The sequence below is a fragment of the Neptuniibacter marinus genome (assembly GCF_001597725.1).
Taxonomy (GTDB): Bacteria; Pseudomonadota; Gammaproteobacteria; order Pseudomonadales; family Balneatricaceae; genus Neptuniibacter; species Neptuniibacter marinus.
The window spans coordinates 89709-96606 of the sequence record NZ_LUTR01000011.1; the positions used below are offsets into that span (position 1 = coordinate 89709).

At 39.5% G+C, this 6898-nt stretch carries 5 protein-coding genes; 3 read left to right on the forward strand and 2 right to left on the reverse strand.

Translation table 11 applies throughout. The features are described from left to right. Positions 1–69 precede the first annotated feature (69 nt). The 3 genes from A3774_RS09555 to A3774_RS09565 are packed head-to-tail and all read left to right on the forward strand — an operon-like array spanning position 70 to position 5742. A complete protein-coding gene (locus A3774_RS09555; RefSeq protein WP_067866603.1) occupies positions 70–2139 on the forward strand; it encodes a TonB-dependent receptor plug domain-containing protein in 2070 nt (689 codons plus the stop codon). A gap of 19 nt (positions 2140–2158) precedes the next feature. Then, positions 2159–3112 (forward strand): ABC transporter substrate-binding protein, encoded by a 954-nt coding sequence (locus A3774_RS09560; RefSeq protein WP_067866605.1) that lies wholly within the window; start codon positions 2159–2161, stop codon positions 3110–3112. Continuing rightward, a complete protein-coding gene (locus A3774_RS09565; RefSeq protein ID WP_067866610.1) occupies positions 3109–5742 on the forward strand; it encodes an ATP-binding protein in 2634 nt (877 codons plus the stop codon). The genes A3774_RS09560 and A3774_RS09565 overlap by 4 nt, the downstream gene beginning before the upstream one ends. Here A3774_RS09565 and A3774_RS09570 read toward each other — a convergent pair. Both A3774_RS09570 and A3774_RS09575 read right to left on the reverse strand, forming a co-directional pair. Further along, positions 5739–6110, reverse strand: a complete 372-nt coding sequence (locus A3774_RS09570) for a hypothetical protein (RefSeq protein ID WP_067866613.1) — start codon at positions 6108–6110, stop codon at positions 5739–5741. The genes A3774_RS09565 and A3774_RS09570 overlap by 4 nt on opposite strands. A gap of 2 nt (positions 6111–6112) precedes the next feature. After that, the gene (locus A3774_RS09575) at positions 6113–6598 is read right to left on the reverse strand and encodes a DUF2489 domain-containing protein (protein ID WP_067866615.1); all 486 of its coding nucleotides are present in this window, start codon (positions 6596–6598) and stop codon (positions 6113–6115) included. Between the last annotated feature and the right edge of the window lie 300 nt (positions 6599–6898).

Here is a 6898-nt window from a genome sequence, read left to right on the forward strand (position 1 = left end):
AAAATACTTAAGGTGCCATGAAACATCGAGCGCCTGAGAGCAGCGTCTATGGGACAAAAGAAAATAACAATGAATCTAATACGGGCAGTAAAAACAGCTTTATTTAGCATTCTACTACCTTCTTTGATTTTGGTAGCTGAAGCCCAAGAAAGCACTCCACTTCCTGAATTTACTGAAGAGGATATCTTCATTGATATCCCACAAGTTTTTTCTGCAACAAGGCAAACTCAAAAATTAACGGAAGCCCCGGCATCCATTACTCTATTGTCGCAAAAAGATATACGTGCGATGGGTGCGCTGAAAATTACCGATGTGCTGCGCATGGTCCCAGGTATGCAAAGCTACAATGTCAGCGCTAACCGCTCTGCTGCAACCTATCACGGCATGTCTGATGATCATCCAGGCCGTATGGAAGTGATGATCAATGGGCATTCTGTCTACCTACCGCTACTATCTACTGTTGCTTGGGAAACCATCGGTATAACCGTTCAAGATATAGATTATATTGAAGTCGTTCGCGGCTCTAATGCCCCAACTTATGGTTCTAATGCCTTTTTAGGGGCTATCAACATAGTAACTAAAAGCCCTATTGCTGACCAAAACAATCAAATTAGTACAACTCAAGGGGCGATGAATACTCAGAAATATCATTTTTCACACAGTGAAACATCCGATTCTGTCGCCTATAGGTTATCAACCCATTTTGAAGAGAACGATGGCTACAATATTTATGATGACGACTACCTTAATCGTGTAGTGAATATTTCGGGCACTTATACCCCATCCTTTTCAGATACCGTTGAATTCAACCTTGGATTTAGTAATGGCTTTATCTATTTAGGCCAAGGCGACAATATTGATAATAACTTCTCACCCCGCAAACATAACTCAAACTTTCAACATATTCGCTGGAATCGAATATTAGATGATGAAAATGAGTTAGGAATCCGCTTTACTCATAACTATTTAGACTTAGAAGAAGAATTTACCAGCGCAGCATCTGCTATTTCCCATATAGAAAAAATTGATATCCAAAGTGCGCAACAATTAATTAATTTAAACTTTAATAATTTGGGAAGTATTGCAGGGACACAGCAACCTCTAGGCTCAGAACATGGCACAATGCACCTTTATGACTTGGAGCTTGAGCATCGCTACAATCCAAATTCTAATATTTCCACTATTTGGGGCTTAGGCTACAGAAGTGAATCTGCAAAAAGTGACACACTCTTAGTCAATCAAGGTACCGTTACTGAAGATAAATGGCGTTTATTTGGTAACCTACAATGGAAACCAGCTGAAAGGTTAGCAATTAATCTTGGCGGTATGTTCGAAACAACGAGTATAACTAGCTCAGTTTTTTCACCTCGTATGGCCGTTAACTATTCCCTTACTCCAAGCTCAACCCTGCGTACATCCATTACTAAAGCCTATAGAACCCCTTCATTACTAGAAAAAAATGGCCAGTCGGCCTTTCTTAATAATAGTGGAGGGTATTACGACATAGTTAGCATGCCTAACCCAGATTTAGAACCGGAAAAATTAACCTCCTATGAACTAGGCTACTTTCATCAATGGAAAGAAACGGGCAGCTTTTTAGATATACGAGTATTCACTGAGAAGATTGATAATGCATTAACTAGCTATTACCTAAATGCATCAGTGGCTGATGATGTTGACGACGGGTACCGGACCGTAAAAAATACCATGAATTGGAAAAACTTAGGTGCAGAGTTTCAATTCAAACTTCAGCCTCACCCAAACTTCTCAGTACTAACAAACTATAGTTATATTAATACAAAAGGAGAACGTGATCGTGGTGATGGTAGGGACATAGATTCTTTAGATGATAGAACCCCGATGCATACTGCAGCACTTCTTGCAGAATGGAAAGCAACGAACACCTTATCCATTAGCGCAGCTCAATACTACATGTCTAAAGTAAATTGGCTTGAAGGTAGTCACAGAGAGCAGTATCGCCGAACTGATTTAATACTTAGTGATTCATTTAGGTTAAAAAATACCGTATTAAGCACACGCATTATTATTCAGAATCTTTTTGATGATCCTTATGAGGATTTTTACGAATTTAATATTTTTGACCGCAGAGCCTATATCCAACTTCAATTAGACTTTTAATGACTACAATGGACTGTAGATGAACCATAGACATACTCAAAGGCCCGTATTCCATCAATGGTTCACGCCACTGATAGGCTTTATTCTGTCTTGTCTTTTTTTTGTCCCTTGCTCAAATGCCGATAATTTAATTGTTCTAAGCCGGCAACTTCCCAGCTATCAAGATGTGGCGGATGCTCTAGTATCTGAGCTAAAAAGCCCATCTAAAGTAATTACAGTGAGCGAGCTTTCACTGAATAATTATGATCATAAAAACTATCAACAAGTAATCGCATTAGGCGCAAACGCCGGTGATAAGCTCTTTCAACTGGTTCCTGATAACAAGAACCTCATTATTAGCTTTATCCCAAGACAAACCTATAAATCATTACTACTCAAATATAAAAACCACCCACGGATAAAAAAGGGGAAGGTGACAGCCGTATATTTAGACCAACCCTATTCGCGGCAATTAGCCTTAGTGAAACTCATAACCCCTGATGCTAAATCTATTGCAACCGCTTTAGGCCCTCACTCAGCTAATGACTTGAATCTACTAAAAGCAGCCACTAACTTGCACAAGTTAGAACTAAAATATGAAACGCTGCAAGAAACCGATAATCCCATACACAAATTACAACCCTTAATAAAAAGCGCTGATATCTTTTTATCACTCCCTGATAAATCGGTTTTTAATAGAACAACGGCTAAATGGATTTTATATATATCCTTTAAGCAACGCGTACCCCTAATTGGCTTTTCCAAAAAATATGTCGAAGCTGGAGCCTTAGCGGCTGTTTATTCATCACCTACAAATTTAGGTAAACAAACCGCTGAGTTAGTTAATAATCATGCCAACAAAAGCACCTTGCCAAAACCCGCGTATCCTCACTATTTCCATGTATCCACCAATCCAACAGCTGCGAAGTCATTGCACTTAACGATTCCATCAGGAGAAGAACTCACCGAGCAACTAAGAGCGCTTGAGAAATGAAAAGGTATTCATTTGGTATAAGGCAACGTGTCTTAATTATCACACTTCTACCTTTAACCATGATCACCCTTTTACTAGGCGGTTACTTCATTAATACCCGTTTAGATGACGCGCAAAGTGCTTTGATTGACAAAGGCCAAACAATGGCTCAGATGATGGCAACATCTGCTGAATTTGGATTATTAGTTGGTAATACTGAAATATTACAAGGGTTAATTAGATCTGCGACTAAAACAAACGAAGTGGATGATATCGTTTTTCTTACCCCTACGTTTGAAACATTAGTTAGAGGAAATCAGCAAGGGACACAGTTAAATAAAAACGCCGGCTACCCTTTACGTAAAGACAATCAAGTCTATTTCCTCCACCCCGTTGTGGCGACAGGGGTTGATATAATTGATACACCTGATTTTCTTATTGAAGAGCAAGAACCGGAATTTATCGGCTGGGTTGTGATTATTCTTTCCGAAAAGCCGACACAAGCAAGGCAGTTAGAAATTCTAATTAAAGGAATTATTCTGGCATTTATCGGTTTATTAGTCACTGTATTTATAGCTTCTCGATTTGGGCAGCGTATAACCAATCCAATTCTCGGCCTTACTCATGTTATAGAAATGTTACAACACGGCCACCTTGAAACACGAGCAAGTTTATCCAGCACTGGGGAACTACGCTCCCTAGCAAAAGGTATAAACAGGCTTGCACAAAGAGTACAAGAATCCAATCAAACCTTAGAAAGCCGTGTTGATAAAGCAACAAAAAGGCTACGCTCGACCTTAGTACATCTTGAAAAACAAAACCAAGCACTCGATAAAGCACGAAAAAATGCAGATAGCGCAAACATTGCTAAAGATGAATTTTTAGCTCGTATGAGCCACGAGCTACGGACACCCCTCACTTCAGTATCAGGCTTTGCACGTTTGCTAGATCAGACTGAATTAAACCTAGAGCAAAAAGAATACACTCGAATTATCAACTTAACATCCAGTTTATTATTATCAATAATTGACGATATCTTGGATTACTCGAAACTGGAATCCAATGCGGTAGAACTAGAGAAAATAGCCTTTGACTTCGAAGCGTGCGTACTCGATGTATTAGAGATGCAAACAGCAGCAGCTCATGAAAAAGGGCTTGAGCTCGTCATTAATATAGCTCCAGAAACCCCCAAGCTCCTTATCGGCGACCCCGTAAGGCTCAAACAAATAATATCCAACCTTGTCAGTAACGCGGTCAAATTCACGGAAAGCGGTTATATATGTATTCATGTCGAACAACACAAGAGCAACACAAAAAAAACAGAGCTTAAAATTACAGTTGAAGATACAGGGCTAGGCATACCTAACGATTGCATTGACGGTTTATTTCACGCTTTTAGCCAAGCGGATACATCTATCACAAGACGTTTTGGTGGGTCTGGTCTTGGGTTAGTCATTTCAAAACGACTCACAGAGTTAATGAAAGGCAACATCACGCTATCCAGCCAAGAAGGCAAAGGTACAAGCATCCGGTTGAATATCCCATTCACGGTCAGCCCCCATCAAGAAGAGGCACCTACCTATCAACTAGGTAGAATTATACTTTTCGACAAAATGCCATTAGTAAGACGTGGAATTAACCAACAACTCGCTCCATTAAGTGCCGATATAACAGAAGTTACAAGTGAGGAGGAGCTTCTTAAACTACGCAGCCTATCGGACAAAGATACGATTATTTGGGGACTAAAGACAAAAGAAATATCAAAAGCGAGTCTGGATAATATCCAAACATTTCTACAGTCTTTTAATGGCAGGCTAATACTACTCTGTGGTCATCCACTCCCTCTGTCACTCTCACACAAAGTCATACAGCTTAGAAAGCCACCAAGAACCCAGTTACTATTTAATGCGCTCTTCCCAGAATCAAATAAATTACTGGAACAAGATAAAAACCAAGCACCATGCATCCAAGATGAGTGCACTATATTAGTTGCTGAAGATAATGATTTTAACCGTTTACTCGTACGTAAAATATTGGAGCAATCAAAGGTCAATGTAATTGAAGCAATAACCGGTGAACAAGCTATTCAGCAAGCAACAAAATACAATCCTGACCTCATATTAATGGATGTACACATGCCTGTTATGGATGGCATAGAAGCGACAAGACAGATACGTTTAGTCAATAACACCGTCCCTATTGTCGCGCTGACAGCAAACGTCATTACTAGCGAACACCAGAAATTAATGAATGCAGGTGTTAACCATGTACTACTCAAACCTATTAATGATCATGAACTCTGCCACACCATCGAAAAATTCCTTTCCTCTAATACTATACCGCTCCAGCCTACAAAACCTGCGGTAGAGCCCTTAGAATTAGAGAAATACAATATAGATAATGAGCTTCTAACAGAGGAACTCAACAAACAACTAGAAAGACTAGTGTCTGGATTCCAAAGCAGTAATTTGAAATTAATGAAGAGCCACTGTCATCAACTTTTAGGCCTTGCAGGGCTATATGAAATTCCAGAATTGGACGCAGCAGGCCATAGATTACATGATGCTTTGCATAAGATTAAATATAGAGATATATGGAAAGCGTTATGGCAAATTAAGCGCATTATTAAACATGAGGAGCCAAGTCATTAAAACAGTTTAGATATAGGCTCAGCTTTCACCATACCGTTCAAACGGGCTGCAATAGCCCTAAGCTCAGCCATTGTGGCTTTATTCAATAATGCTCCATTGATGCCTTCTGTTAGCTCACCCTCTCCATTAAAAACAAGTAGCAAACACTCTTTTCTTATATTTTCTAGCTCAGGGTCATGATTAATAGGTAGAGAGAGGAACATTTCCCAACGTTCAGTAGAAGCACTTTTCTCCATTACGTCCACAAGCAGGCTTAAAATTTCTTGCCGACTGGGCCTGTATGTCGGCGCTTTACCAAATGCAAGCGCCAGTGCTACACCTAATAAGACCAACAGACTAATAAAAAAAACAAGAATAAACTCTATCACAATCAGTTAACGATTAAATTAAAGTCATAATCTACAAGATACTGAACAGCCAGTAAGAGATCACTCTCATGCTCCGCTTCCACCTTAGCCATCTCTTTACTAAAACCCCAACGCTCTTGTTTTGACAGTGCTTTCCATTTGTCTTTAATCGGTATATGTTCCGTTTTACGGTGAACCTCCCTAATCACTACTAACTCAGGTTTCTCCAAAAGAGGAGGTGATAATGAAGATAACAGAGCACATAGCCGCATACATGCCTCTGTGCAGGTTAACCGCTCATCATTCCCATACGCCCTAGCAAGTATCTTTATGCTCTCAATAAGATAAGCACGCTGCTCCTCATATCGCTCAGCAACCTTTTTCTCCTGTTTTTCTACCGCAGATTGAGCTGCCTTAATCTGCTGATATTTATGTCTAATAAACACAACTAAAAACAAGCAGATAACTGATAATAAAATAATTAAAAGGTAGATATATTCTTCAGACATAAAACAGAAACCACCTAAGATAGGTAAATACAATGACCAGACTTAAACAAAAACAGGAATGCTTCAGCACCATTATTTATCAGTCACATTATAAATAAACTCACGTACAACAAGAATAACAGAAACCAAGATAACACTCCTATTAGCCATTAATAACACAACTACTAAAAGGTAGCAGTACTTCCTAAGCCCTAACGCCAAAGCCCTAGATCTAAAATCCCAGACGCAAAAAACCCCGGCTACGTAGTAACCGGGGTTTCTCTAAATAAATGCTTGGCGATGACCTACTCTCACATGAGG